Raw genomic sequence first — 25,934 nt, 5'->3', positions numbered from 1 at the left:
TATTACTTTACGCCTGTACCAGGCTCAAAAATTCGTCTTCATTAATGATCCGTATCGTATTGATCTTTTTTGCTTTCTCGAACTTGCTTCCGGCATCGTCGCCTACCACCAGGTAGTTCAGCTTACTGCTTACACTACCCAATAGCTTTCCGCCTTTTTGTTCTACCAGCTCTTCGGCTTCACTCCGTTTAAGCTTGTTCAGCGTGCCGGTAAAAAGAAAGTTTTTACCCGTCAAAGCACCTTCGTGCACAACAGCGCGTTTTTCATTCGTCATTTTAACCCCAAGCGCTTCCAGCTCACGAAGCATAAGCCCATTTTGCTGGTTCTGGAAAAAGTGCACTATGCTGCCGGCAACCTTAACACCAATGTCCTCGAGTTGTTGTAACTGTTCTACGGTATAGTTCTGCAGGTCGAGCAGGTGATGAACCTTGTTGGAAAGCACCTTTGCGGTAGTCTCACCCACGAAACGTATCCCCAGTCCGAAAATCAACCTGTTCAGCGGTTGATTTTTGGAGGTCTCAATCGCTTCCTGCAGGTTCGTGATCGATTTTTTCCCGAAGCCTTCCAGCTTCGATACCGCACCATAATCAAGTTTATATATCCCAGGTATGTCTTTCAATAACCCCAGCTCGTAAAACTTCCGGATGTTTGCCTCTCCAAAACTCTTGATGTCCATGGCATTTTTGCTTACAAAGTGGATCATCTTTTCAACCACCTGCGCCGGGCATTCAATGTTCACACAACGCCATACCGCTTCGCCCTCTTCTTTAAAAAGCCTGGTTGCACATACGGGACAGCTGGTCGGAAAAATTACCCGCTGCTCTTTACCGGTCCGTAGTTCCGCTAACGACTTTACGATATAGGGGATCACATCACCCGCCCTTTCAACAAGTACGGTGTCCCCAATCATCAGGTCCTTGTCTTTAATGATGTCTTCATTAAAAAGCGAAATCGAACCAACCGTTACGCCTGCAAGTTGCACAGGTTCAATCTTCGCTACCGGGGTTATAGAGCCCGTACGTCCAACCTGGTATTCAATCGACCGGAGTTTACTCGTTGCCTGCCGGGCTTTAAACTTAAAGGCAATTGCCCAACGCGGATGATGCGTGGTCATCCCCAGCTTCTCCTGCAGCTCCAGGTCATTAACTTTTATTACCATACCGTCCACTTCATACGGCAGGTCATCCCGCAGCGCTTCAAATTCGCCAACATGATCAATAACCGCCTTAATACCTTTTACGACGACCTTTTCTTTTTCGGGACTTCTAAATCCCAGTTGCCACAATAGGGTTAAGGAGCCGGAATGTGTATCAAGGAAAGCCTGGCCCTTCCTGACTGCTTCCTTGTCGTTGGTCGGTGTATGATAACTGATATTGTACAAAAACGCTTCAAGTCCCCGTTTTGCTACCTCCTTTGGGTCCTTCATGCGCAGGCTGCCGGAGGCACCGTTTCGTGCGTTTGCAAGGGGGGCAAGGTTTAAACCAGCAAGCATCTCATTATACCTGTTAAAAGCTTTTTTGCTCATCATTACCTCACCGCGTATCTCCACCTGCTGCACCCCAAAATCAGAAAATGCTGCTGATAAAGGTATTGAACGCACCTGCCTGATATTGGTCGTAATATCTTCACCTTCCACCCCATTTCCGCGGGTTGTACCTCTTGTCAGCACATCATTTTCATAAATCAGCGAAATGCTCGCGCCGTCAAACTTCGGCTCAATACAGTATTCAATATCAGCAATACCTGCGGCCTCCCGGGCTTTTCGATCCCAGTCAACCAGGTCATCTTCGTTATAACTGTTCGCCAGGCTCAACATTGGTACAATATGCTGAACCGTATTGAAGCTCTGGTTTAAGCTGCTGCCTACCCGCTGCGTTGGCGATTGCGACGTAATAAGTTCCGGGTGGGCAAGTTCAATAGCTTCCAGAGCCTTGAATAACTTGTCGTATTCAGCATCAGAAATCAGCGGATCATCCATCACATAGTAGCGGTGTTCATGAAAACGGAGCACCGTGCGCAGGTCGTTGATGACCTCTGCGGAATGATCTTTTTTGTTCAGGAAGTTACGCGTCATCTCCTGTAGCTGCTTCGTCTGGTCTGCTGTGTACATACATTCAAATTGGGTCATAAAATTATCCAGAATTTCCATCCGATAAGAAACAACGTTCGCACCTGTAATGATCAGCTCATAAACCGTGATGGCCATACGGCACAGCTATTTAAATGGCCAACCGGGGTACACGGCATGCTGCAGCAAATGCTTCTTCTGTTAGGTAGTTTTTATGGACCAGGCATTTAAGCCCGATGGGGCTTTTCTTGCGTCGCACTCTTGTACAGGATACCATTGCTGAGCTTTCCCTACAGCAAGGGTAAAGCGTGTAGTCTTATGCACTTACATATGAACACACGTTTGCACTAGATAGGAGTCACGACGCTAAGAGAGGTGGCCATGCTGGCAGGCATTAATTTTTTACATAGTTGTTTGTCGCACCACATCATACCGCCTGCTGAACCCTCATCCTTAAAAAATAGTTTAGAATATGATTATGTAATTTATACACGTACCAAAAAATGTTTAATTTCCCATTCGAACGATTGCCCGAACCTAGTTCTGGTGCTGCACCGGATCTTGTATACCATAACTAACAACCAATACTGCCATATGGAGCTTGTTACCGAATCTCCCATTACAAAGGATAAAAAAGAGCTGCTAAAAAATGCTTCTGAACTCGTAGCTACTTATCCAAAGGTTCCTATAACCGTTGACTGTGTAATTTTTGGCTTCGATGAAGACAAACTAAAGGTGTTGCTTATCCGAAGCGACCTTGCTATCTACCAGGGCAAATGGTCTTTGTTGGGCGATATCATTACCGATACGGAAGAACTCGATGAAGCCGCATACCGCATCTTGCAGCAACGTACCGGTATGGACGATGTGTTCCTGGAACAGGTAAAAACCTTTGGTAAACCCGGCCGCCATCCCGGTGGTCGTGTAATCACTATTGCCTATTGTTCGCTTTTGAATATCTGTCATCACCAGTTGAAAATACACGATAACGAACTGCATTGGCACAGTGTAGATAATCTCAGCGATATGGCCTTCGACCACCAGGAGATTATCGATGAATGTTATCGGTGGCTGCAAAAACGAATACAGGAACACCCACTCGGCTTTAATCTCCTGCCTGAAAAATTTTCCCTTCGCGAACTGCAAAACCTTTACGAAGCTATCCTCAACATCAAACTCGATCGTCGCAACTTTAGAAAAAAGTTCTTTGCCATGGACTTCCTGATTGATGTTGGTGAATACGAACTTGATGTTCCACACCGGCCAGGCAAACTTTACAAATTCAACTTCGAGAAGTACGAAAAAAACAAACGTAAATGGTTTGCAATAGACTTCTAGTGATATCCCCCTGATCTCTGCTCCAATGTTGGTAGCGCCGCGTGTTTAGCAGATCCCATTTATTTTTTGAAAGGTTTTTAACAATTCTTTTGGACTGTAAATTTTATTGCTAATATTGTGTAAGAAATACACATCGAAAGTTGTGTTGTTTTCATAACGAAATGCCTTGCCCAATGAGATTGATCTTTACATCTTTCTTCGTGTTGTTAATGCTAACTACACAATCCCAATTACTTACTACTTCACCTGAATTTGTCAGGGAAAGCTCTACTTCAGTTGAGATCATCGTTGATGCCTCAAAGGGCAACCAGGGTTTAAAAGATCACCTTCCCACATCCGATGTATACGTTCACTTAGGTGTCATTACTAATTTCAGCTCAAATCCAGGGGATTGGCAACACGCAAATAACTTCAACTGGGGTACTACAAATCCACTGGCTAACTGCGTCTATCTTGGAAACAACAGGTGGAAGTATACCATTACAGGTAGTATCAGGAGCTTTTTCAACATCACCAACCCTGCTGAAGTCGTTTATAAAATTGCAATCCTATTTCGCAACGGAAATGGCTCGAGGGTACAGCGTAACAGTGATGGAAGCGATATGTACATACCGGTTAGCGACAATTCCTTACAGGTCAGGATCACCGATCCTCCTCGTGAACCGCGGTATGTAGCGGTACCCGAGCCCATCAACAAAGCGGTTGGTGAACAATTGCCGGTTACAGCGAAATCAAGCGAAAATGCCGATCTCAGGATTTATTACAACGGAACAGAGATCGCCTCGGCAGCGAACACTGCTGTGCTTAGTGCTTCAGCAACAATTGTCGCAGGCAATCAGCAGATCATTGCCGAAGCCAGGTCCGGAAGTATAACCCGCTACGACACCCTTCTTTTTTTTGTTGCACCAGCACCGGTGATAGCTACCCTCCCTGCGGGAGTTAAAGACGGCATTAATTACGAGCCTGGCGATACGTCCGCAACGATCGTATTATTTGCACCGGGTAAATCCCGCATTGCTGTCCTGGGCGACTTCAACAATTGGACGGAAACGCTGCAGGAACAAATGAACAAAACCCCGGATGGGAACAGGTTTTGGATCCGCTTGAAGGGTTTAACCCCGGGTCTGGAATATGCTTACCAGTATTTTGTTGACGGTAACCTGAGAGTTGCAGATTACAATGCTGAAAAGGTACTTGATCCTGCTAACGATCCTTTTATCCCGGCAACTAATTACCCGGCACTTAAGCCATACCCAACCGGGAAAACCAACGGTATTGTAAGTGTTCTTCAAACAAATAAACCCCTGTACAATTGGCAGGCGAACAATTTTATAAAGCCCGACAAGCGTAATCTTATTATATACGAAATGCTGGTTCGCGATTTTGTTGCAGCACAAAACTGGCAAACGGTTACAGACACCCTTACCTACCTCAAACGCCTTGGCATAAACGCAATTGAAATAATGCCGTTTAATGAATTTGAAGGCAACAACAGCTGGGGCTACAACTCTTCTTTCTTTTTTGCTCCTGATAAGATGTATGGTCCCGAAAATGCCCTGCGCCGGTTTGTAGATGAATGTCATAAGCAGGGTATAGCGGTAATCATGGATATCGCAATGAATCACGCCTATGGTCAATCTCCTACAGTTCAGCTTTACTTTAATAGTCAACTTAACCGGCCAGCCGGCAATAACCCATGGCACAACCAAACTGCCACCCATCCTTTTAATGTTGGCTACGATTTCAACCACGAAAGCCAGGCAACAAAAGAACTGGTTGACCGTGTGATTGAACACTGGCTTACAAAATACAGGATTGATGGATTCAGGTGGGATCTCTCCAAAGGTTTTACGCAACGGAATTCCTGCGTTACGGCCAATTGCGAAAGCGATGCTGAAGTAGGGAACTGGAGTGCCTATGATGCCGGGCGGATAGCAACCTGGAAACGGATTTACGATAAAATGCAAACAACAGCAGCTAACGCCTATTGCATCCTGGAACATTTTGCAGCTAATAACGAGGAAATCGAACTGTCAAACTATGGAATGCTGCTGTGGGGTAATGCCAACTACAACTTTAACGAGGCAACCATGGGCTATGTCGGCACTTCAAACTTCGAAGGTGCTATATATAAGCAACGTGGTTGGAGCCAGCCGAACCTTATAACCTACCAGGAAAGTCACGATGAAGAAAGGTTAATGGTGAAAAACCTTGCTTTTGGCAATAGCAGCAATCCTGCGCACAATGTTAAGGATCTAAACACAGCCTTAAACAGGAATGGAATGGCTGCGGCTTTCTGGGCAATGATACCTGCACCAAAAATGTTATGGCAATTTGGTGAACTGGGATATGATTATTCTATCAACTATTGCCAGGACGGTTCCATCAACAATAATTGCCGCACCAATCCAAAACCCATCCGGTGGGACTACCAGCAAAATGCCAACAGACGGGCCCTGTATGATGTGTACTCGAAATTACTCAGCCTCCGAAATGTGCCAAACTTCTTGCCGACGTTTGTTACCAACGACATTAGCTGGAACCTCAATGGCGGTTTCAAAACCCTACAGGTAAATTCCGACTCTTTAAAGATCTGCGTTATCGGCAACTTCGATGTTGTTACTACCACCGGTACGGTTACTTTTCAACAACCCGGAACCTGGTACAACTACCTGTCTGGTGGCACAAGGGCTGCAACCGGAAACCCGGAAACAATCACACTTCAGCCGGGCGAATACTATGTTTATACCAACAGGAACGCCAATCCATTCGTAACCGCATTGCCGGTGAAACTGGTTTCATTTACAACCAACCTGAAGCCAGGTGCTGTAGACGTAACCTGGATTACAACAAACGAAGACCAACTCAGGAGTTTTGAAGTAGAACGCTCCTTGAACGGAACAGACTTCAGGCAGATTGAAAACCGTGCTGCAGCCGGGAGCTTAACAAGCCGGACTTCTTATATTTTCTCCGACAGGGAAGCCATCGCTTTAAATGTCGGTTCAGACCTGTACTACCGCCTGAAAATGGTTGACATGGACGGACAATTCTCCTATTCGGCAATCTGTCGTGTGCCCGCAGCAAAGCGAAAAGGTTTTACGATCTATCCAAACCCGGCAACAACCATACTTTATATCAGATTCGACCAGCAGAATGTAAGTGAACCAAAACTGACCATCACCGACCTAACCGGAAGAAAGTACAGGACAATAACAACAACAAACGCCCCTATGTCAAATGGTACCTTGGCTGTGCCCCTTGGCAAAATGGCAAAGGGCAGCTATTTGTTGAAGCTTGAAACCAGGAAAGGTGAGGTATTTATTAAACAGTTTTCTGTTCAGCAGAATTGACCTGAACAACACTGCATCGTTATGGATAGACCGGTTGTCTTGTAAACACCCGTTTTATAAAATATTCACTTCTGGAAAAACTACACCAATAGTATTCTACCAGGTTTTACCTGTTGGTAAGGAGTTCCTGCGCCTACATGGCCAGCGGGATTACCAAGCTTGACCTGGGTTAAAAATTTTATACGCTTTTAAACACACCATTATGAATCTAAAGGGATTGCTCAAATTTCTAACTCTCCCCCTGCTTTTCTTCTCCGGGATGGTATTCGCCCAGGAAAAACTGGCCTCCGGAAAGGTGGTCGACAGCAGGGACAACACGCCTATCGCAAATGCTACCATCGCGGTAAAAGGCGCAACCGCCGCCACTGCGACCACCGCAGATGGAAGTTTCCAGCTGCGGGTGCCGGCAACTGCAACAACCCTGGTGGTTAGTTCTGTTGGCTACAGCAGCAAAGATGTGGCTATCGGCTCCGGACCGATCCAGGTAACGCTTGAACAAACGAATGCGGCACTAAACGAAGTTGTTGTTGTAGGTTATGGTACCCAGCGGCGCCGCGATGTAACCGGCGCTATCGCCAAGGTAAATTCAGAACAACTGAATTCCATACCCGTTCCGAGCTTCGAGGCTGCGCTTCAGGGAAAAGCCGCAGGTGTTCAGATTATACAAGGTAACGGGCTCGCCGGATCAGGTTCTGTGGTCCGGATCAGGGGGATAGGGTCTATTTCGGCTTCCGGCGATCCCTTGTACGTGGTCGACGGCATACCGATCATCTCAGACCCTTTTTTACGCACCAACCAAGGGGCTATGAATCAAAATCCGCTGGCCTCAATTAACCCGGCTGATATTGAGTCGGTGGAGATTCTCAAAGATGCAGGCGCAACCGGGATCTATGGTTCGCGTGGAGCAAACGGCGTTATCCTCATTACCACTAAACGGGGTAAAAACGGTAAACCCACTTTTAATTACGCCAACAAACTTGGTATTTCTACCTACGCCAACAAACCGGATTTTGTAAATGCCGCTGAATGGCTGCAGCTGCGTCAGGAAGCATGGGTAAACGACGGTAAAACCGGCCTGGCCGATTTACCGAATGGCATTACCCGGGCACAGGCAAGCCAGGCAAATACCGACTGGTGGGATGAGCTGACGCAAATTGGCTTTATTAACGAGCATAATCTTAGTATGAACCAGGGTAATGCAAAACTTAAAACTTTCGCTAACCTGAGTTACAGTAATAACGAAGGTTACATTAAGAGCAACGCATATCAACGTATCAGTGCCCGTTTAAATGTGGACTACAACATCCTGAAAACCCTGAAAGTTTCACTTTCATCGGGCTACAACCGAGGTGTAAACAAGCGGGTTCCTGCTGCATGGGATGGTGGCATCGGAGATGCCATGTCGGGGGCACTACCAATATTTCCGGTGTATAACGCTGATGGAACTTACTTCACCGGAAACGCAAACCCGGTACGCCGTATCAATGAAACAAAAAGAAGAGAAATTGATAACAGGTTGATCGGTGGTCTGTCTGTAGAATTTCAGCCCATAACCAACCTGTTCCTAAAAGCGTCCAGTTCTATAGAATACACCACGGCTATCGACGACCAGTTTGAGTCGTACCTGTGGACACGCTTTTCTACTCCGGACTCAGGATATGCAAAAAGATTTCCTTACTGGGGCACAAACGTAAGCAGTACGGCCACTGCCAATTACCTCTGGAATCCGGGCAAAGAAAACAGGTTCAACTTCCTGCTCGGTACCGAAACCCAGGAGTACAGCAGGAAATCTTACACGTTTGAAACCGGTGAGTACGCGGCTGAACCTTACTGGAAACATCCCGAAGATTACCGTGAGCGTAGGGACTCCTTAAAGAGTGCAGTTGCCAACAATGTTTCCGAGCAGGAAGCTTATACTTTCAACAGCTTTTTCGGCCGGGTAAATTACAGTTATAAAGACCGGTATTCCTTACAACTTACCGCACGTGTGGATGGTTCGTCAAAGTTTGGCGCCAACAACAAACACGGCTTTTTCCCCGCCGCCGCAGCCGCATGGACGATAAGTGAAGAAGACTTTCTCAAAGGCAACAAGTTCATCAACTTTCTAAAACTGCGGGCGAGTTATGGTGTGGTTGGTAATGCAAACATGCCATCAGGAAAGTACTATGCAAACTATCGAAACGGTGGCATCAACTACAATGGTGATCCTACGTTATACCTGAATGATGGTGGTTATGGTAATCCGGATTTAAAGTGGGAAACCATGAATAACGTAGATGCCGCAGTCGAGTTTGCGCTGTTCGATAACCGGCTGACCGGTGAAGTTGCTTACTACAATAAGCAAACTACCGACCTGTTGCTGGAACCAGGTGTTTCCAATTCTGCAGGTACCGGAAAAATTTTCCGGAACGTTCCCGAGAGTAAAATTCTGAATGAGGGAGTCGAGATAAGTGCCAATCTTAAGATCGTAAATACGAATGATTTCAAATGGTCCGTGGGCGGCAATATTGCCAACAACAGGAACGAGGTACTCGAATGGTCGCTTGGTCCTGATGCGGTAACCGGTGGAACAAATGATACCCGGGTAGTAAAGGGCCTGCCGCTTGGTGTTAACTACCTGGTCCGGTATTATGGCGTGGATCCATTAGATGGCAACCCGATCTGGCTTGACCGCAACGGTAAACAAACCAAAACCTATTCACTAGATCATCGTGTTTATGCAGGAAGTGTTATGCCGGATTTCATTGGCGGCTTCAATACTTCAGTCGAGTACAAAGGCCTGACACTATCAACACTATTCTCCTTTGTGATTGGGGGCAGCATATATGAGAATTCGGCTAAATACCAGTTTGCAGGGGTTTCTAAAAAGTTCTGGAACGTGCGGAGAGACTTTCTTGACCGTTGGACCCGCCCCGGTGATGTATCGATGTATCCCCGTTTTGTTTCCGACGCTACTGCATTCCCGGGAGTATCCAGCGAGGACCAGTTTAACTCTACGATGTTCCTGAGAGACGCCTCGTACCTGCGGATGAGAGAACTAACGCTGGCGTATCGTTTTCCTGCAAATGTTTTAAAAGGTCTGAGAAATATCAGGCTGTTTTTAACCGGGAGCAACCTGTTTACCTGGTCGAAATACCCGGGCGGAGATCCGGAGATCACCCGTGACTTTGAAAATTCACAAGACCGGAACCTCAGCCCTAACATTACTTATTTAACGGCTCCCAGCCAGAAAACGGTTGTCTTCGGATTAAACGTGGGGTTCTAACATAAAACATACTCGTATATGAAACTAAATAGTAAAGTCATCATCATTATACTGGCCGTTGTTTTTACTACGTCGGCCTGTAACAAGTTCCTGGAGCGTCCGCCGGAGGGGCAGCTTACGAAAGAAGAGGCCTTTGCAGATGAACAGGGACTCATAAGATTTGCAAATGGCATCAACACCCTTCTTGGTGACGGGGTATTTATGGGTGGCCGGCATCAAATTTTGAATGAGCTACTCGCTGATCATTATAGGGGCGACAAATTTACCGGGGATTATTCGGAGATTTATAAAAGGCAGAATTCCTACTTCGGTGCTACACGCGACGATTACTATAACCGTGCATATCAGGTAATCACCCGGGCCAATGTTATCCTGGAAAACCTTTCAATAGCTTCTTCGGCCAGGCCGGTTTTGGAAGGGCAGGCAAAGTTTTTCCGCGGCATAATGCACTTTGAGATGGTCAGGATGTTTGCGCAGCCTTATGGTTTTACTCCGGACAACTCACATCCTGGAGTGCCAATCAGGACCGGTGTTTCCTTAAACTCGCAGGAACGTGCCACGGTTAAAGAAGTATATGACATCGTGATTGCTGATTTGAAATCTGCGGATAGCCTGTTACCAACTGAACCTGCAGGCGGCAAGTTTTACACCCCGACCAAATGGGCCGCAAAGGCTTACCTGGCGAAGGTTTATTTCCAAATGAACAGCTTTCCGGACGCATTTAGTTATGCAGACCAGGTGATCAAAAGCAATAAGTTCCAACTCGACACTTCTTACAACCACCGCTTCTCAGAAGGCATGAGTAAAGAAGGCATCTACGTTATCCAGAACCAGGGTTCGGCGTATGCCCCGGGTAGCGATCTGCGAGGTAGTTTCCGCTCGGATCAATCTCCGCCCGGCTTCACCTTCACCGACCAGTTTTACGCGGTTGCCACTTCAAAGGGCTCGGATAAAAGAAAAGCCTGGTACAGCAATACCCTGCAAGCGGGCCTGAATGTGCTTACTAAATATAACAAGGCCTTTTTCGACCTGCCGATTATTCACCTTACGGAAATAAAACTCATCCGTGCAGAAGCTGGTGCGGAAACAGGCAGCGCCAATTTAGCCGTAGCGATTAGCGACATCAACGAGATCCTCACGCGTGCATATGGCGGACCAGCCCAAAATCTGCCAGCTACTGCATCGGCGGCGGCCGTCATTGCTGCAGCACGAACCGAAAGAGAGCTTGAACTCGTAGGAGAAGGCAACAGGGTACAGGAGATCAAACGGATTGGTGTAAGAAGCAGCCAGAACCTTGATCGACGCGGTTCTCCATGGAACTGTCCTGGATTTATTCTCCAGTTTCCGAAGGGAGAACAGGACGCCAATGCTTCATTTCAACTGAACCCTGAAGGCAATTGCTTTTAAACATTAAAGAGAAACATACATGAAAACGTCAAATAAACCAGGCTTCTTCATCGCCACAGCCATGGTGTTGTTGTACGCCTGCCAGCCTGAACAATATAAATCTGTTGGATTACCGAACGACAATGTTTCGATGCTTGCAGGTACCTGGAAGCTGAATAAGGTGATACAAACCGATGAGGACTCAAAAAGAAAAGGGTTTCCTTACCAGCAACTTGATCTGACAACCCTATTTCCTTATAGAGATTTTGTGCTTAAGCTCGACGCGAATGGCAGCGCACCTTCTACCTTTAGCACAACCCCGGGTAATTCGCCGCGTATTATCCGGCTTGCAAGTGGCAATTGGTTGGTAGATGATCCTGCATACCCAAAAGTACTTACCCTGGCCAGCGCAACCGATACTGCACGCGTTACCCTTGGTGCCTACCCAACCGGTATCACGCCGGTATTAAAGATCACCCGCGAGCGACGTGACTCGGCTTCAAACAGGCTTATCATGTCGTACAGTTACGAGTTCACCAAACAATAAACGAAATCAAGATGAAACAAATATGCAGTTTAGTGTTGTGCCTGGTTGCCTTTGCGTTTGCAGGCCATGCGCAGGTAACATTTTCTCCACCTGTATTTACCGCTGAAGACGAGGTCACCCTTACGGTGGATGTCACCGGAACACCTATGGCGGGTCAACCTGAAGCTTATATATGGATGTTTTCAAACGTTAGTGGGGGAGGGAAGGATGGATTTACGAATACATCATGGACAAATTCGCCCGCTACGGCAAAGATGACGCCAGCAGGTACCAACAAGTGGTCCTTTAAGTTTACGGGCACAACCATGTTTAGCCAAACCCCTGCAGAACTAAAAGACTTTGGTTTTTTGGTTAAAGCAAAGGACGGCTCTAAACAGAGCCCCGACTACAAACCTTTCGCATTCGATCCCCTGATTTTTGCACCCGCTAAGCTTAGGGTATTTCCTGCAAAGGTCGACAGGGATGATGTGGTAACGGTGAACTTCGACCAGGCACTTGCGACCACCGTTGAAGAGCAACGTATGGCACCTGTTTCAGCTACGATTGCCTTACTGGACAACACTGGGGCGGAAGTAGGAACACCACTTACAATAGCCACACGTAAAATTGAAAACACCGTTTGGGCAGCAAGCTTTATTCCTTCGGCCCAATTTACCCCGGGCGCTGGTCGCAGGCTCGCGCGATTTAAATTTAAATTCAACGGAACCGTCAGGGATACCAATGGTGCAAATACCACCGTGTCGTCATCCGAAGCACAGGTTGAGTTTGTTACCCTCAAATAATAACGATTGTCATGAAAAAATTATCACTTTTTACCTTCCTCATACTTGTTCTATTAGCCGGCTGTAAAAAGGCGGATCTTGCCGGTGATGAGGTTACAGGAGAGGGCCTTGTTGGATTTGCAATTAAGTCGCCGGTGTCAGGCACCGAGGTTATACTGAATGCAGCAACACCGTCGGCACCTATTGAAATCACCTGGTCGGAAGCTAAGCCCGGCTTGAATACAAAGCCAACTTACACTTTTCTTGCAACGCAAAAAACAACGGGTACTTTCGAAGTTCCGCTGATCCAGGTGCCAGCCGACAATGCCGGACTTGATACAAAACTCACCCTTACCCACAAGCAGCTTGATGATGCCCTGAAAGCAAAAGGCATCGCCGATGGGGCCAAGGCTGAACTGACCTGGACGATAAAGGCAGACAATGGTTCAACCGTAATCCTTGCTTCAAATGTTTTTAATATTACGGTTACCCGTTTCAAAGATGGCGCGTCGCCATTTATCCTGCTTGCTCCGGCTTCTTCTACAACGCCCGTTGCTATCGATCCGGGATCGACCACGCAAAGCATAACTTTTCGTTGGACGAGGTCATTTCCAGCGGCCGGTGGTCCTGCTGTTAGTTACCGGGTACTCTTCAGTCCTGAAGGAAATTTTAGTAGTCCGTTGTTTAGTTTAACGCCAAACCCGGCTCCCGCTGACACTACTGCAAGCATAAGCTATAAGGCCCTGAGTGATACGCTCACCGCTAAAGGCCTGACTAACCTGAGTGCACCAACAGCATTGAAGTGGACCGTGGTGGCTACGTCCGGAAGCTGGCGCCAACAAGCGGACTTTGTTAACGACATTGCCGTGCTTCGTGAGGTACGGCTTTACATGCCCGGAAACTACCAGACCGCAACTGGAAATGGGGCAGACTGGACACCGGCAAATGCACCCGAGTTATTGAGGGATCTGCGGCCGGGACTTGCCAATAACCTTTACTACACTTATATCTACCTGCCCGCTAATGCCGAGTTTAAGATAACCCAGGGAAGGACATGGGATGTGAACTATGGCGGCACGGGTGGTAACCTGGTACTTAACTCATCAGACAACATTAAAGTGACCACCGCGGGAGTTTACCGGGTATCGGTAAACCGCACCACGCTTAAGTACAACGTTATGGCAGGAAGAATGGGTTTTGTTGGAGGTGCAACGGCAGCCGGTTGGACCCCTGCAAACGTGTTTCCCAACAACGCACTTAGTTTTATCGGAACAAACCTGTTTTTAGGCATTGCCGATTTTACCGCAGATGAATGGAAACTGATTGACAACAATGAATGGAACAATGGCAGCAATACACCCGATGATACGAGGAGTTATGGAACAAAAACCGGGAACATACTATCGGTTAATGGCGACAACTTTGCTACCGTAAACCCACCGGGCCGGTACAGGGTAATATGGGATGGCAGAGACAGCAGCGCATTGAAGTACGATATGACCGCTGCCGCACAAATGCGTGTAGTTGGCGACGGTATGGATGTGCCGGGAGTAAACGACTGGGATCCGGGAAGCAGCCCGCAGATGAATTATCTTGGACAAGGTCGCTGGCAAATCAGGCTCAGCCTTAAAGCAGGTAAAGACATTAAGTTCCTGGCGGGCAATGCCTGGGGTGCGTTTGATTACGAGGACAATGGCGACAATGGTTCAACCGGGAGTAATACCAACCGAAAGTTGAAGTGGGATGGCGGAGGGAACTTTAAAACGCCTGCAGTTGCCGGAACCTATACCATCATTTTAGATGAATATGCTCAAACGATGCAGATTAATCCTTAAGTACAACCTGTAAACAAGTTTCAAAGCCGGCTCCGAAACGAGCCGGCTTTTTTGTGCGATCTCTTATTGGGTCGGGACAGGCTTTGTTTAGCGGGCAACCTACCCAAGTTTTTAATTGCTATGATGCATGTACCTGTTAGATAAACAAAGCATGTGATGTGCTTCGGAACAAAGTTCCAGGTAAAGCGGAGTTAACCATTAGGCTGACCTTTCAGGTACTCAAACACCTGTTCCATCAATGAAATATTGTTCACACGTGCGACGCAACGGCCGATGCCCAAAGCGTTATGGCCGGGTCCATAAAAATTACCTTAGATGGTATTGTGCAAGTATTGCAGTGCAGATAACGGGCAAAATGGTTTGTACCGGTTCGACCTTTTGGCTATAACGTGCACAGTTCAAGAGGCTTAATGTAAGGCAACCGCGTATTGACCTTGTGGGGCTTAAGTGTTGCTTATGATTTAATTCATTTACTTTTACCCGATAACAAATTTATACAATGCTGCATTCAATGACGGGGTTTGGAAGGGCTGAACAAGCGGTTGGCGACAAGGTTTTCCTGGTGGAGGTGAAATCGCTTAACGGTAAACAGTTTGACATACGCATCACCATACCATCACTGCTTAAGCCATACGAATTTGAGATCAGGAACATGTTGCAGGAGAAGTTGGTTCGTGGCAGCGTTGAATGCATAATCACGATAAAACAAAATGGTTCTTCGCGCCCGGTAACCATTAATACCGAACTCGCAAAAGCATATTACCAGTCGATCTCTGATCTTTCCACGGAACTGAACCTTGACGCTGCAGGAATATTAAGTGCCCTGTTGAAATTACCCGACGTGGTAACCAATTCGACCGAGATGCTTACCCCCACGGAATGGGAAGGATTTAAAGAGGTGCTTTCAAATGCAATCGGGCTGCTAAAACAACACCGCGCCGAAGAAGGCAAGGCGATGGAAACCGACCTGTTGCTTAGGATTGAAAACATACTGTTGCAACAAAATATAATTGCAAAGCTGGAGCCACTGCGCCAGCAAAAGATCAGGGACGGCCTGAAGAAAGTGCTTGAAGAAAATGTAGGCAAAGAGAGCTATGACCCTAACCGTCTTGAGCAGGAACTGATCTACTATATCGAAAAAATTGACATCAGCGAAGAGCAGGTACGCCTGAAAAACCATTGTGATTACTTTAGGTCGATCCTGGTTGAAGCCGATGAAAGTAAGGGTAAAAAACTGTCTTTTATCATGCAGGAAATTGGAAGGGAAATCAACACCACCGGGTCGAAAGCGTATGACTCGCAAATACAAAAAAGTGTAGTGCTGATGAAAGATGAGCTGGAGAAAGCAAAGGAGCAGGTGCTGAATATTTTGTAACCCGGTTGGCGGAACCAAGAAAACCATTGCGCCTGCTGATCAGTACCCGCCGTTAAAACACCTGATCTATTATTTGAAAATCTGCTTGCCGGAATACCTTTGTAAAAATACCCGCGTTTGAAAACAGTATGTATTCTTTTTTGTTTGTTCTTTCTCTTCTCCTGCGATACCATTGACCTGTATGAGCAAACAAAGGCTTTCCGGAAACATGAATGGAACAGTAAAGAAAAAGTTCCGATAAGTTTCGAGATCACCGATACGGTATCACTTTACAACGTATTCGTCGTAATCAGGCATACGGACGCGTACAATTTTAATAACATCTGGCTTAACCTCACCACTGTTGCGCCAGGAGATACGGCTGTAACAAGGCGGCTGGATCTAAAGCTTGGCGACAACCAGAAAGGTTGGCTGGGCAGTGGTATGGACGACATATTTGAACATCGCATATTGGTATCGCGTAATCCCGACCCAACGGTAAGCGGGATTGTATTAAAAAAAGGCAGGTACCAGTTTATACTCGAGCAAACCATGCGCGAAGATCCGCTGCAACATGTTATGAACGCGGGGATAAGATTAGAAAAAGTGAAATAACGGCTTCGCGATAACGGTAAATTATCTGCGGGGCTGTTCCAGAAAAATGAAATCAAGGAATACCTCAAGAAAACTCCGGGTTATTACAATCGTATACTGGTTCCTGTTGCTATACGTGGTTGCAGCCCTTGTTTGGTGGTTTAGTTTGCTCGAGCGGCAGAACAGGCAGATGACCGATTACAAGTTGCAGGAGCTGGTAAAAACTGACCCGGATTACCATCTAAAAGTTAAGGCAATTACCAGCGAAAAGCGGCGGCAAACCAGGAAGTTTGCACTCGAAGGTGTGGTGTTTCTCGGACTCATCATCATTTCTGCAATATATGTTTACCGCGCCACCCGTCGCCAGTTCAGGCTTTCGTTACAGCAGCAGAATTTTATGATGGCGATTACCCATGAGCTTAAAACCCCCATTGCCGTTACCCTTTTGAATCTTGAAACCCTGCAAAAACACAGGCTCGACGAAGGCAGGCAGCAAAAGCTAATTGCAAATACCATCCAGGAAGCCAATAGGCTAAATACCCTTTGTAACAATATCCTGCTTGCTTCGCAGCTGGAAGCGCGGGCTTACCAATTGAACAGGGTAGAACTAAACCTTAGTGAAGTTGTGGAGGACTGTATCGCAGAGTTTGAGAATCACTTCCCCGGCCGCAAAATCAATGGCAATGTTGACCAGCAGGTTTTTTTCACGGGAGAACATTTGCTGTTGCAGGTACTGGTGAACAATCTACTGGAAAACGCGCAGAAGTATACGCCAAGGGATATCCCCATTAAAGTTGACCTGGCCGAACAAATGCAGCGAATTGTTTTAAAGGTTGCCGACCACGGACCTGGCATCCCCGAGGACGAAAAGCGTAAAATATTTGAGAAATTCTACCGGATCGGAAACGAAGCAACACGCAATACCAAGGGCACGGGATTAGGGTTGTACCTATGCAAGAGAATTGCAAATGATCATGGCGGTGACATATCGGTTAAAAACAACGAACCGCAGGGTAGCGTTTTTACGGTAACTCTAAATAAAACAACCGTATGACAAAAGAAGTAAAAGCAAACATTTTATTGGTTGAAGACGAAGAAAATCTTCATGAGGCGCTAAAGTTGAACCTCGAATTAGAAGGGTATTCAGTTACTTCTGCTTTCACGGGCAATGAAGCTTTCAAGGCAATAAAGGATGAATACTTCGACTTGATTATTATGGACATTATGTTGCCTGAAGTGGATGGCATTACCATAACTGAAACACTCCGGATCCAAAACAACGAAGTTCCTATACTAATTCTTAGTGCGAAAAACAACAGTGCCGACCGGGTGCTGGGTTTAAAAAAGGGTGCCGATGACTACCTTACAAAACCATTTAATCTCGAGGAGCTTCTACTGCGTGTAAATAAGCTGATACAGAAGAACAAAAAACTACTCGACAAAGAGTCGATCGGGGACGTTTATGAGTTCGGTAAAAATAAAATAGACTTTAAGGCACAGGAAGCCATTACCTGGAATAACGAGCACATTGAACTGAGTAAAAAAGAAGGGATGCTTCTAAAGCTGCTGCTGGAGAATAAAAATGAGGTGGTAACCCGGGAGAAGATCTTACAATCAGTTTGGGGTTACAATGTTTACCCTACAACCCGAACGATTGACAATTTCATACTGAACTTCCGCAAGTACTTTGAACGGGACAGCCGTAACCCGCAGTTTTTTCATTCCGTGCGGGGGGTTGGTTATAAATACACCGAATAAATTTAAGGGCATAAAGGATACGCCGGCAAAATTTAGAACCGGGCCTTCTCCAGCTTCGTCAGTAATTCTATAGCGCGTAAGCGATGCTTCATGGCCTCTTCCGCATCAAACACCGGGGTATACATGCCGAGGCTGCAGTCTCTTACCAGCTGATCCAGTTCTTTAAAGGTCTCCTGCTCGCCTGGTTGTGCATTCACGAGCGCAGCAGTATCGTTGCCTTCGACATGGTAGCGTGCGCCAAGGTAAGAACTGATATGTCTTTTGAGTTGCTTATAGAAGTCGTAGTCTTCAATCGGATTAAGGTCACGAATAGCATGAATGTATTGTTCGGAGTCAATAATCGCTGGTGGCGGTGTTTCAATTTTCACAGGTACAACCGGAGCTGGGACAGGCTGTTTTTTACGGCTTCGTTTGAAGTTGAACCAATACAAGCCTGCAATTACGGCAACAAAGGCGGCGATGATCAGCAGGTATAATCTTGTTTGAAAATCGGAGGTGCTGATGATGTTGGAAACGGGCAATACCTGCTTGCGACCTCGTTCAACATTAAACGATAGTGCGGCTGTTTGTATGGTCTCATAGCGTTCGTTTACCGGGTCGAAATAGCAAAACCCTGTACCGGGCAGGCTATACTGGCCCTTTTTAGCCACAACAAACGGGTAGGTAAACGTTTTTCGCACCCGTACCGGTGCGATGTTTTTATCAGACTCCTCTTCCTGTGCGGGATCGAAGCCTTCGATCCCTTTTGGCCATGTAACCGTTGGTGCTACAATTTGCTGCAGGTTACCAATACCCTCGATAACCACGCTAAGGGCAGCGTTATTGTTGGTGGTGATTTTACCGTCCCCGACGGATGCCTCCATCGTAAATCTTCCGACTGCCCCGGTGAAAGCGTCTGGCTGAGGCATAGGCAGCGGTTTAACTTTAATAACGCTGGGAGGGTTACTTACCGTTACTTCCTGTTCAAACGCCGGTGTTGAACGGTTGTAAAACAAGTCGCGATAGTTAAGGTCTTCTTCTTTGTAAAACATCACGTTATTGGCAACGCTTGCTTTTGGCAGTATCACTTCACCGGGCTGTAGGGGAAACAGCTGCACTTTGCGGATAACATAAACGTTGTACATCTTGCCATTGATCATCTCGCGCTTAGGCAGGGTTTGCTCCGTGGTAAGTTCGGTAACGGTACAGCCTGAAAACTCAGGTTGTTTTACAACCCGCGATTGAGAACGTAAACGGGTACAAAGTTTATAGGTTGCAATAACCGCTTCACCAACATAACACGTTGGCTTGCTGATATCAAGTTTTACCAGCAGGTTATTTTTTATTTTGTTGATGGGGTTTTCGCCTTTTCTCAATACCTGGTCCCTTGTATCTGTCTCTTCATCCTGAGCCGGGTCGTCCATTATTGCACCGGGTTGGGAACCCATATTCGTACGCCTGTTACCTGCCACATGGTCAACAGGTTTTACATCGATGGTGACTGTATTGCTTTTGCGTTTGTTGTTGCGGTCGATGTTTACGGTTGCAGCAGGAACACTCAGCTTGCCGGTGCGGGTTGGCTGCAGGGTGACGGAATAGATAATCTGTTGGGTAATCGTATTACCGCTTTGCATACGGTTACTGCTGAAATTTGGACCAGACTGGACCACCCAACCGGGAAATGAGGGAAGAATAAAATCAGCCAATTCAAGATTTTCGGCCACGTATTGCACTTCGAGCAGGTCACTTTTACCTATGGCTTTCGAGGAGACCCGGGTTGTAAAACTTTGTGCAAAACTTGCACTTGAAATTACAAACAGCACCGCCCATATGTATCTTAAAAAGGTCTTCATGTATTCAGGCAAATGTAATATTTACCGGACGCATGGGGAAAAGAATAGCGGTTAACCGCTCGTTAAAACCGCCGCACCCATTCGGGTACAAGGTGATCATAAAACCCCTTTTGTGGATTTTGTAAGGGGCAGGCGGCTGTTATTCCCAATGAAGATGCCACCCCTGTTTTTGTGTAAGTTTGTTCCAAACTACCCCAATGCCGAATATAGAATCAATCATTGACTTTTTAGATCCTGTAAATGTATTTGAGTTGTCGAATGATGAGGGCTTTAAAGGCACCCAACTTGGCCGGCACATTAACCTGTACGACGAGTCTTTTCCCGACATAACAGATGCAGATATGGTGCTGGTGGGCTGCGGAGAAAGTCGGGGTATGTTTACTGAAGCCGACTATGCCGCAGGGCCAAATGCCGTTCGAAAAGAGTTCTATGGTCTTTTTCACTGGCACCAGGATGTAAAAGTGGCGGATATCGGTAACGTAAAAACGGGTTCATCGCTTAAAGACAGCTATGCAGCCCTGAGCGCGGTAGTAAATGAACTTTTGCTCCACAACAAACGTGTGGTGATATTGGGCGGGAGCCACGACCTTACCGTTGCACAATACAAGGCTTATGCGCACATGGAACAGATCATAGAAGCCGTATGCGTCGACGCAAAAATTGACCTTGATATCGAAAGCGTGATGCCGGCAGAAAACTTTCTCATGGGCATGTTAACCGCCGAGCCAAACTTCATCCGCAACTACAACCATATCGGTTTCCAAAGCTATTTTGTACATCCCGACATGTTGCAGACTATCGATCGCCTGCGTTTCGACTGCTTCAGGGTTGGCCGGGTAAAGGAGAACATGGAGGAGATGGAACCCGTAATCCGGAATACGCACCTCTTTAGCTTTGATATAGCTGCAATACAGAACAGCCATGCACCGGCAAACCGGACTACACCAAACGGCTTCAACGGCGAAGAAGCCTGTACCCTGATGCAATATGCCGGTATGAGCCCTACCGTAAACAGTGTTGGCATTTATGGATTTGATCCCCGGTTGGATGTGCACGACCTTACCGCAAAGCAGGTCTCCCACATGTTGTGGTATTTTATGGATGGAATCTCAAAGGGTAAGATGGAGGCTGCAATCGAGGAGCGCAATCATTATAACGAATTCAACATGGCCTTTGCCGAAATAGAAACATCGTTTTTGCAAAGTAAAAAAAGCGGCAGGTGGTGGATGCAGTTGCCGGACGGAAAATTCATTGCCTGCAGCCATCGCGATTATATTGCAGCATCAAGAAACGATATTCCCGAACGGTGGTTACGGGCGATCGAAAGAAGTTAGGGATTAATGATTGCGAATTGGCGGATTTAGAATTAAGGTGCAGATTGTGGATGACAAAGCAAAGGTTAAGAAGCGTTTCGGTTGAAAAGGGAGGGAATGCTAAGAGATGCTGTCGCCAAAGGACACGAGGCCCCAGATGAGTGCTACACCAAAGCCGATCAGCACGAGCCCGCTTACCCGGTTGATAATATGGATATTATGTGGGGTCAATTTTTGCCGGATCCGGCCCGCAAGCATCACTTTTGTGATATCAAAGACCGCGACTACTACCAGGCAGGTTGTAAAAACAATCAGGCGATAGTGAGAGCTTTCAACGAGCAACGATGTAGAGGTGAGCAACCAGAAGCCAATTACCGCCGGGTTTAACAAGTTCATAAAAAAGCCCGACAGAAAGATCTTGAGGTAATCCCTTTTTCGCATGGTCTTGATCACATGCATGCCTTCAGGGTTAACGGGTACCTTTTTATAGAAAATCACATAAACCCCCAGTGCAATCAAGAGGCAGCTGCCGCCAATGCCGATCTGGGTTTTATATTCGAGCAGGTTGCTAAAAAGCTCTGTAAAGAAATTTGCGACGACTACAATAGCAATATCACTTGCCGATACCCCCGCTATAAACGCAAATCCGCCTTTATGTCCGTTGTTCAGGCTTTGTTTGATGATGGAGAAAATGACTGGTCCTACTGTTATACTGAGCATAAAACCTAAAGCCAAACCTTTCAATACTGCAGGAATCATCAATTACAATTAAGCTTTAATCACTTGTTTATCTTGACACCAGCTGTCCTGCTAAAAAATTCTGCCAGTCTTCGAGCATTTTTCCTTTTAGCACCCTCGGAAACTTGTGCTGCCCGCCTACTTTTCCCTTCTGCCGCATAAATTCCATAAAGTCTTCCTCCGTAAGCACATCCAGCATGATTGATTTCAAGGCGCTATTGCGTTCAACAGCATAGTCGTCATTGAGTTCCTTAAGCTTGTCATCAATTTTGCGGCACAAAAGTTCTTTATCTACCTTATCGTCGCAGGCCACATACCAGTGATGTGCAAAAAACGATTCAAAAGGTACCCCGGCCACTGTGAACTCAGGTATACTAATGTTCATCTCTTCGCTTACAAGCTGAACCGCCTTGTTCATATTGTCGACACTCAGGTGTTCACCCACCAGGCTTAAGAAGTGTTTGGTACGCCCTGTAATCACGATCTCCGATCTTTCTTTATCCGTAAATTTTATGGTGTCGCCGATAAGGTACCGCCAGGTGCCTGCTGAAGTACTCAATAAAAGTGCATAGGTTTTTCCTTCTTCTACTTCGTGAATCATGAGCACTTCCGGGTTGGCAACCACGTTTCCGTCTGCATCAAAGTTGTGTTCATCAAATGGTATAAACTCGAAAAAGATATGACCTGAAGTAAGCAGCCGCATGCCCTTTGCGTATTGGCGATCCTGGTAGGCAATGAAGCCTTCGCTCGCGAGGTAGGTCTCGATGTAAATCAGAGGGCGTGCAAGCAATTTTTCAAAGCCCTTTTTGTAGGGCTCAAATGCTACCCCCCCATGAACAAAAAAGGCCAGGTTTGGCCACATATCATGTATTGTCTTCAACTTGTAACGCTCAATAATCCGCTCCATGCACAATTGTATCCATGCCGGCACCCCAACTACAAATCCGATATCCCACTCTGGTGCTTTCTCTACTATTTCATCCAGTTTCTTGTTCCAGTCACGTTGCCGCGAAATTTTGTGGCCGGGTTTAAAAAAAGGCTGGAACCAAAAAGGAATTCTTTTGCTCGTAATGCCACTCAGGTCGCCTGCATAGTAGCCATGTTCTTTTTGCAGATCGGTGCTGCCGCCAATCGTCAGCCAACCTTTTCCGATAGATTTTACCGGCAGGTCCTGGTAGTTGCGCAGTGTAATCAGGTGTTTGATCATGGCAAGGCGATTGCCACGCAACAGGTCTTTAGTAATGGGAATGTACTTACTTGAAGCCTCACTTGTTCCACTGCTCAGGGCGTAATAATTAATCTTTCCCGGCCAACATACATCCGGAATATTCTTAAGCGTTTTATGCCACCATTCGCGGTAAATTTTATTGTAATCAAAAACCGGAACCATTTTCTGAAATGTCTTGCCCGGGTGGCTGCTCATCAGGATCTCGTCAAACTTATAAGCCTGCCCAAACTCAGTAAAACGTGCTTTTCGAAGTAGTCTTTTTAACACATTTATCTGCTGACGGCGTGCATTGTTTTCGGGTAACCTCAATGCCCTCATCAGTGTTTTTGGCAGCTTAATATCGAATATAGCCATATGGCAATGGTTGTGTTAAGTATACATGTACGAAACTACAGCAATTGCTGCACATGTAGTGGTGGGTTTTCGTTAATACCGCTCCGCTCTCAGGAGGTGTTTTCTTTGGTGACCGGCATTTTCCAGGAATGATTCATTGTTGCCACATCTGCCGGCTGCTCATTTCGATGGGCCGGTTCAGCATCAGGTTTCATGGTATCAAAATCCATTTTCAAGCAGACGTGAAATGCCCTGAATTGTTCCGGAAGCTGTAACGCACCTGCATTTAGCCGTTAATTCTTGCCGGCTCTACGGTAATGCTTTACAATGAGTTTAATGTCACGAAGCCAGTATAAACCAGTTCTAAAGGAGCTTTCGTGCTGTGCCGTATTTTTCGAAGAAATAGTGGAGATGTTGGCAACAGGCTTACGGTTAGTTGTGAGTAAACCTTTTTTAAAAACAGGCATCTGAAGGTTTTGTACCCCATAGCCCATCCATGTTTTTCGTCCGCTTAAAACCACCAGGGCATGCGGGATGATCCTGCTGCCGGTAATCAACAACTGTATCGGGAATGAAACAAGGATGAACAAAGCAATTACGATATCAGTCAACCTTTTCATGTATTGCTGGTACGGGTCAGCAAGCGAATAATAACCTTCGTCCGACAACGACTCCCCCGCAGTATCCCGGGAGTCGCTACCAATTATGGAGCTACTGTGGTCTGCATGAAAGCGGGCGTACACACCTTGTGGAACTTGTTGCAGCAGGACAATGATGTCGTTGAAGCTAAGGTTGCCCTCACAAAAGATGATTTCACCATATTGTCCCTCGCGTACACCATGTGCCAGTTTAGCTAAATCCCGCGTACCAGGATCTTCGTCGATTTCTAAATGACGAATGTCGGCGGCAAGGTGCCCGGATTTCAAAAGCAGCCGGTGTATGCTTCCGAACTGGCTGGCAGTTCCGGCTATAGCGATCTGTTTCCGGTGAGTGGCAGCCTTATTAGCTTTAACAATCTTCAGCTTGTGTAATATCGTACGAAATACAATAATCAGGGTTGCAGCGCAGATAGCAGCAACCAGGATTACCGGGGCATACCTCACAGGGTTCGGAAGAAGTTCAAAGACCATCAGGTTTACTGCGGTCGCAATAGCAATGGCTGAGATGACCTTTATATTGCTATACCGTTCGTGGTATATGCCGGCAAGTACACCGGTTAACAAATAACATGAGGCAAATAGGGGCCAGGAAAGCTCGATTGCGTGGCCAGGTGCCAGGGCATTTTTTGCGAAAAGGGACCCGGTTGCAATACCTGCAAGCAAAAACGCAAGCATCATAATTGCAAGTTCCGCCGCCGGCAGCCAAACCTGCTTGAGGAAGTTGTTGACGACTGTTGCAGAGGCCCGAAGCCAGATACCGCCATGGATCAGCCGGTTATACATTCGGGCTTTGTTACCGCCATAATGCTTCTTTACAAAAATGCTCATCGCATTGTAAAAGATGTGCACATAGTTAAGGGTGCCCTTTTTAGTACTTTCTCCTTTGAAGTGGATGATGGTGGTATCGGCAAAATAGTAATTGCGATAACCGGCCTGCTGTATGCGGTAACTAAGGTCGATGTCTTCGCCATACATAAAAAACGATTCGTCGAAGCCACCTAACTGCAATAACAAGGGTTGCCTTACCATCATAAAAGCACCGGCAAGCACATCAACATCATGTGTTTTATTTTCATCAAGGTATCCAAGGGCATACCGGTCGAAAACCTTAGACTTTGGGAAAACTGCATTCAGCCCAAGAAGTTTGTACAAGGAAGTATACGGGGCCGGAAAGGACCTTTTGCTTTCCGGAAGGAATTTTCCGCTGCCATCCACCATCCTGACCCCAAGCGCTCCCGCTTCCTTATGCGAACACATAAAGGCAAGGCACTTTAGTAAACAGTCCTCCGGAATAATGGTGTCGGGATTTAAAAACAAGATGAACTCTCCACGGGCTTTATGCAGCGCCAGGTTGTTGGCTTTGCTGAAGCCAAGGTTATTTGCATTGGACAAATAGATGGGAAAGTGGAACCTGTTTCTAAGGTATTCGATGGATCCGTCGGATGATGCATTGTCAACGATCCAAACCTCAGCATCAATTTCCTCAATGGCTTTTTGAACAGCGCAGAGGCATTGCTCAAGAAAATACCTGACGTTGAAGTTTACTATAATAATGGATAATTGCAAAAACAGGTG

Annotated in this window: 17 protein-coding genes; 12 read left to right on the top strand and 5 right to left on the bottom strand. The window is 46.5% G+C overall.

The window, feature by feature from the left end; translation table 11 throughout:
• Positions 1-7: 7 nt before the first annotated feature.
• Positions 8-2,206, bottom strand: a complete 2,199-nt coding sequence (ligA, locus tag EXU57_RS13580) for an NAD-dependent DNA ligase LigA (protein ID WP_243745593.1) — start codon at positions 2,204-2,206, stop codon at positions 8-10.
• Between the two features lie 456 nt (positions 2,207-2,662).
• On the opposite strand from ligA, the gene EXU57_RS13575 reads away from it, so the two are divergent.
• The 11 genes from EXU57_RS13575 (at position 2,663) to EXU57_RS13525 (ending at position 18,256) form a co-directional block, all read left to right on the top strand.
• A complete protein-coding gene (locus EXU57_RS13575; RefSeq protein WP_165958137.1) occupies positions 2,663-3,406 on the top strand; it encodes an NUDIX hydrolase in 744 nt (247 codons plus the stop codon).
• A gap of 173 nt (positions 3,407-3,579) precedes the next feature.
• Positions 3,580-6,756, top strand: coding sequence for an alpha-amylase family glycosyl hydrolase (locus tag EXU57_RS13570; protein WP_165958136.1), 3,177 nt, complete (start codon positions 3,580-3,582; stop codon positions 6,754-6,756).
• 202 nt (positions 6,757-6,958) lie between these two features.
• Positions 6,959-10,021, top strand: a complete 3,063-nt coding sequence (locus EXU57_RS13565) for a SusC/RagA family TonB-linked outer membrane protein (protein ID WP_133268765.1) — start codon at positions 6,959-6,961, stop codon at positions 10,019-10,021.
• Positions 10,022-10,039: 18 nt separating this feature from the next.
• Complete coding sequence (locus EXU57_RS13560) at positions 10,040-11,428, top strand: RagB/SusD family nutrient uptake outer membrane protein (RefSeq protein ID WP_133268764.1); 1,389 nt, start codon at positions 10,040-10,042, stop codon at positions 11,426-11,428.
• Positions 11,429-11,447: 19 nt separating this feature from the next.
• Positions 11,448-11,954, top strand: a complete 507-nt coding sequence (locus EXU57_RS13555; protein ID WP_133268763.1) for a DUF5004 domain-containing protein — start codon at positions 11,448-11,450, stop codon at positions 11,952-11,954.
• 11 nt (positions 11,955-11,965) lie between these two features.
• Complete coding sequence (locus tag EXU57_RS13550) at positions 11,966-12,736, top strand: hypothetical protein (protein ID WP_133268762.1); 771 nt, start codon at positions 11,966-11,968, stop codon at positions 12,734-12,736.
• 11 nt (positions 12,737-12,747) lie between these two features.
• A complete protein-coding gene (locus EXU57_RS13545) occupies positions 12,748-14,550 on the top strand; it encodes a SusE domain-containing protein (protein ID WP_133268761.1) in 1,803 nt (600 codons plus the stop codon).
• A gap of 499 nt (positions 14,551-15,049) precedes the next feature.
• Positions 15,050-15,925 carry a YicC/YloC family endoribonuclease gene (locus EXU57_RS13540; protein WP_133268760.1) on the top strand — a complete coding sequence of 292 codons (876 nt, stop codon included), beginning with the start codon at positions 15,050-15,052 and terminating at the stop codon, positions 15,923-15,925.
• 117 nt (positions 15,926-16,042) lie between these two features.
• Positions 16,043-16,519 (top strand): gliding motility lipoprotein GldH, encoded by a 477-nt coding sequence (locus tag EXU57_RS13535; protein WP_133268759.1) that lies wholly within the window; start codon positions 16,043-16,045, stop codon positions 16,517-16,519.
• 46 nt (positions 16,520-16,565) lie between these two features.
• Positions 16,566-17,552, top strand: coding sequence for a sensor histidine kinase (locus EXU57_RS13530; RefSeq protein ID WP_133268758.1), 987 nt, complete (start codon positions 16,566-16,568; stop codon positions 17,550-17,552).
• Complete coding sequence (locus EXU57_RS13525; protein ID WP_133268757.1) at positions 17,549-18,256, top strand: response regulator transcription factor; 708 nt, start codon at positions 17,549-17,551, stop codon at positions 18,254-18,256. Before EXU57_RS13530 ends, EXU57_RS13525 begins: the two co-directional genes overlap by 4 nt.
• Positions 18,257-18,288: 32 nt before the next feature.
• On the opposite strand, the gene EXU57_RS13520 is transcribed toward EXU57_RS13525, so the two are convergent.
• Positions 18,289-20,088, bottom strand: a complete 1,800-nt coding sequence (locus tag EXU57_RS13520) for a BatD family protein (RefSeq protein ID WP_133268756.1) — start codon at positions 20,086-20,088, stop codon at positions 18,289-18,291.
• Between the two features lie 197 nt (positions 20,089-20,285).
• On the opposite strand from EXU57_RS13520, the gene EXU57_RS13515 reads away from it, so the two are divergent.
• On the top strand, positions 20,286-21,422 hold the full coding sequence (locus EXU57_RS13515) for a formimidoylglutamase (RefSeq protein WP_133268755.1): 1,137 nt from the start codon (positions 20,286-20,288) through the stop codon (positions 21,420-21,422).
• Positions 21,423-21,521: 99 nt separating this feature from the next.
• Here the strand turns inward: EXU57_RS13515 and EXU57_RS13510 are convergent, their stop codons facing one another.
• The 3 genes from EXU57_RS13510 to EXU57_RS13500 all read right to left on the bottom strand — a co-directional run bounded on the left by EXU57_RS13510 (position 21,522) and on the right by EXU57_RS13500 (position 25,925).
• On the bottom strand, positions 21,522-22,160 hold the full coding sequence (locus tag EXU57_RS13510; protein WP_243745592.1) for a LysE family translocator: 639 nt from the start codon (positions 22,158-22,160) through the stop codon (positions 21,522-21,524).
• A gap of 28 nt (positions 22,161-22,188) precedes the next feature.
• Positions 22,189-23,721: a GH3 auxin-responsive promoter family protein gene (locus EXU57_RS13505; RefSeq protein WP_133268753.1), complete on the bottom strand. Its 1,533-nt coding sequence runs from the start codon at positions 23,719-23,721 to the stop codon at positions 22,189-22,191.
• A 272-nt stretch (positions 23,722-23,993) separates the two neighbouring features.
• On the bottom strand, positions 23,994-25,925 hold the full coding sequence (locus tag EXU57_RS13500; RefSeq protein ID WP_165958135.1) for a glycosyltransferase family 2 protein: 1,932 nt from the start codon (positions 25,923-25,925) through the stop codon (positions 23,994-23,996).
• Between the last annotated feature and the right edge of the window lie 9 nt (positions 25,926-25,934).

The organism is Segetibacter sp. 3557_3, assembly GCF_004354985.1.
Lineage (GTDB): Bacteria > Bacteroidota > Bacteroidia > Chitinophagales > Chitinophagaceae > Segetibacter.
This window is presented reverse-complemented; position numbering and strand designations above follow the sequence as displayed.

What these genes read in the sequence shown, in the direction of transcription:
- ligA (WP_243745593.1), bottom strand. Translation starts at nt 2,206, where the DNA reads ATGGCCATCACGGTTTATGAGCTGATCATTACAGGTGCGAACGTTGTT.
- EXU57_RS13575 (WP_165958137.1), top strand. Translation starts at nt 2,663, where the DNA reads ATGGAGCTTGTTACCGAATCTCCCATTACAAAGGATAAAAAAGAGCTG.
- EXU57_RS13570 (WP_165958136.1), top strand. Translation starts at nt 3,580, where the DNA reads ATGAGATTGATCTTTACATCTTTCTTCGTGTTGTTAATGCTAACTACA.
- EXU57_RS13565 (WP_133268765.1), top strand. Translation starts at nt 6,959, where the DNA reads ATGAATCTAAAGGGATTGCTCAAATTTCTAACTCTCCCCCTGCTTTTC.
- EXU57_RS13560 (WP_133268764.1), top strand. Translation starts at nt 10,040, where the DNA reads ATGAAACTAAATAGTAAAGTCATCATCATTATACTGGCCGTTGTTTTT.
- EXU57_RS13555 (WP_133268763.1), top strand. Translation starts at nt 11,448, where the DNA reads ATGAAAACGTCAAATAAACCAGGCTTCTTCATCGCCACAGCCATGGTG.
- EXU57_RS13550 (WP_133268762.1), top strand. Translation starts at nt 11,966, where the DNA reads ATGAAACAAATATGCAGTTTAGTGTTGTGCCTGGTTGCCTTTGCGTTT.
- EXU57_RS13545 (WP_133268761.1), top strand. Translation starts at nt 12,748, where the DNA reads ATGAAAAAATTATCACTTTTTACCTTCCTCATACTTGTTCTATTAGCC.
- EXU57_RS13540 (WP_133268760.1), top strand. Translation starts at nt 15,050, where the DNA reads ATGCTGCATTCAATGACGGGGTTTGGAAGGGCTGAACAAGCGGTTGGC.
- EXU57_RS13530 (WP_133268758.1), top strand. Translation starts at nt 16,566, where the DNA reads ATGAAATCAAGGAATACCTCAAGAAAACTCCGGGTTATTACAATCGTA.
- EXU57_RS13525 (WP_133268757.1), top strand. Translation starts at nt 17,549, where the DNA reads ATGACAAAAGAAGTAAAAGCAAACATTTTATTGGTTGAAGACGAAGAA.
- EXU57_RS13520 (WP_133268756.1), bottom strand. Translation starts at nt 20,088, where the DNA reads ATGAAGACCTTTTTAAGATACATATGGGCGGTGCTGTTTGTAATTTCA.
- EXU57_RS13515 (WP_133268755.1), top strand. Translation starts at nt 20,286, where the DNA reads ATGCCGAATATAGAATCAATCATTGACTTTTTAGATCCTGTAAATGTA.
- EXU57_RS13510 (WP_243745592.1), bottom strand. Translation starts at nt 22,160, where the DNA reads ATGATTCCTGCAGTATTGAAAGGTTTGGCTTTAGGTTTTATGCTCAGT.
- EXU57_RS13505 (WP_133268753.1), bottom strand. Translation starts at nt 23,721, where the DNA reads ATGGCTATATTCGATATTAAGCTGCCAAAAACACTGATGAGGGCATTG.